Origin of the sequence: Pseudomonas sp. (genome assembly GCF_050739995.1) — a bacterium.
Taxonomy (GTDB): domain Bacteria; phylum Pseudomonadota; class Gammaproteobacteria; order Pseudomonadales; family Pseudomonadaceae; genus Aquipseudomonas.
On record NZ_JBOICG010000717.1, the window covers coordinates 1 to 2,300 of the forward strand.

General features: G+C 58.2%; 3 protein-coding genes. 1 reads left to right on the top strand and 2 read right to left on the bottom strand.

Annotated features, from left to right (window positions below):
• The coding region (locus ACRESD_RS24205; protein ID WP_431753214.1) for an acyl-CoA dehydrogenase family protein at window positions 1–342 on the bottom strand (342 nt) is incomplete at its 3' end.
• Window positions 343–555: 213 nt separating this feature from the next.
• On the opposite strand from ACRESD_RS24205, the gene ACRESD_RS24210 reads away from it, so the two are divergent.
• Window positions 556–1,476 carry a GlxA family transcriptional regulator gene (locus ACRESD_RS24210; protein ID WP_431753216.1) on the top strand — a complete coding sequence of 307 codons (921 nt, stop codon included), beginning with the start codon at window positions 556–558 and terminating at the stop codon, window positions 1,474–1,476.
• Between the two features lie 80 nt (window positions 1,477–1,556).
• Here the strand turns inward: ACRESD_RS24210 and zapE are convergent.
• Window positions 1,557–2,300: cell division protein ZapE (gene zapE / locus ACRESD_RS24215; RefSeq protein ID WP_431753215.1), on the bottom strand; the 744-nt coding region annotated here is incomplete at its 5' end.

Genomic DNA, 2,300 nt, shown 5'->3' on the forward strand with positions numbered 1-2,300 from the left:
GTATTTGTGCTTCAGCGCCTCGCTGCCGTAATGCAGGATGTACGGCGCGACAATATCCGAATGCAAAGAGAAACCGATGCCGGTCAACCCCAGACGACTGATCTCCTCGATCACCACCGCACTGTAGAGAAAGTCCGCACCCAACCCGCCATATTCCTCCGGCAAGTGGGAACACAGCATCCCCGCCTCCCCCGCCTTGCGCCACAAGCTGCGGTCTATGTAACCCTGCTTCTCCCATTGCCCATGGAAGGGCGCCGCATCTTTTTCAAGGAAGGTGCGCACACTCTCGCGAAAGAGTTCGTGCTCTGGGCTGAACAAGGTTCTGGGAATCATGTGGGTCACCTGCGTGAGTGGTCGGACAAGGACGAGCCCACAGAGACTATGCCGCACGGGCATCACGGACCACTGGACACATGCGACAAAAAATAAGACGATCCAGCCGTCTGGTGACCACTTTCCCCTATAAGAATAAATGAAATTATGTCTAACCAAATCTCCACGCCCTTGCGGCGCGTCAGCATTTTGGCCATTGATCGGGTATTCGCTTCAACCCTCATGCAAGCCAAGGATTTCTTCCACCTCGCCAGCCTGCGTTACGGCAAGCAACAAGGCCTGGGTCTGACCCCAGCGTTTGAAACGCGCCTGGTCAGCCCGGATGGGCAATCAGTGCGTAGCTTCAGCGATGTGATCATGCCGGTGGACGGCGGCCTGGAAAACGCCGATATCATCGTGTTACCGGCCTTCTGGGACGACTTCGACGCGCTGTGCACGCGCTACCCACAAGTGTTGCCATGGCTGCGCGAGCAACACGCTCGCGGCGCCGTACTCTGCGGCGAAGCCACCGGAGTGTTCTGGCTGGCCGAGGCTGGCTTGCTCGATGGCAAGGAGGCGACCACCTATTGGCGCTTCTTCAACGCCTTCAGCGAGCGCTTCCCAAAGGTACAGCTCAATCAGGACAAACACCTCACCGACGCCGACAACCTTTACTGCGCCGGTGGCACCACGTCGGCATGCGATCTCTACATCTACCTGATCGAACGTTTCTGCGGCGCCAACATCGCCCAGGCCGTGGCCCGCGACATCCTCTACGAAGTGCAGCGCAGCTATTCGCCGGGACGCATTGGGTTTGGCGGGCAGAAGCTGCACCAGGACGTGATCATCCTGCAGATCCAGCACTGGCTCGAAGAACACTTCGCCGACAAATTCCGCTTTGAAGACGTCGCCCGGGAACACGGTATGAGCATCCGCAACTTCATGCGTCGCTTCCAGACCGCCACAGGTGACAAGCCGCTGCATTACCTGCAACGCCTACGTATCGAAACGGCCAAGGGATTGCTCTCGGGCAGCCGCAAGAGCATCAAGACCATCAGCTATGAGGTGGGGTATGACGATGCGAGTTTCTTTGCGCGGTTATTCAGGCAGCACACGGAGCTGTCGCCAAACCAGTACCGGCAACAGTTTCAGCAGGCCGCATAACTCCGGTTAAACGCGGTAAAAATGTGGGAGCGGGCTTGCTCCCACACAAGCCCGGCTCCCACATTTGATTTACATCGCTCTTACGGCTTGTGCCCGCGCGACAGGAACTCGTGGGACTGCATTTCCAGCAAACGGCTGAGCGTGCGCTGGAATTCGAAGTTCAAGCGACCACCGGTGTAGAGGTCCTTGAGCTCGACTTCCGCCGAGATGATCAGTTTGACGTTACGGTCGTAGAACTCGTCGACCATGTTGATGAAGCGCCGCGCGATGTCGTCGGTGGTGACGCTCATCTGCTCTACGCCGCTCAAGATCACCGCGTGGAAAATCTTGCCCAGCTCGATGTAGTCGTTCTGGCTGCGTGGGCCGTCGCACAATGCGCGGAAGTCGAACCAGGCCACGTCATCGCAGGTACGCAACGCAATGATTTCGCGGTTCTCGATCATCAGCTTGTCGTTTTCCACCGCCTGGGTGCATTCCGGCGTCAGCGCACGGAAGCTTTTTTTCAGGCTCTCGTGGGCGGCTTCGTTCAGCGGGAAGTGGAACAGTTCCGCTTGCTCCAGGTGACGCAGGCGATAGTCGACGCCGCTGTCGACGTTGACGATCTCGGTGTTCTGCTTGATCAACGCGATGGCCGGCAAGAAGCGCGCACGTTGCAGGCCGTCCTTGTACAAGCCGTCGGGCACGATGTTCGAGGTGGCGACCAGCGTCACGCCATTCTTGAACAGCTCTTCCATCAAGGTGCCGAGGATCATGGCGTCGGTGATGTCGGAGACGAAGAATTCATCGAAGCAGATCACCCGCGCTTCGTCGGCAAAACGCTTGGC

Bases quoted from the DNA above. Each gene is read 5' to 3' on its own strand.
- ACRESD_RS24210 (WP_431753216.1), top strand. From the start codon at position 556: ATGCAAGCCAAGGATTTCTTCCACCTCGCCAGCCTGCGTTACGGCAAG.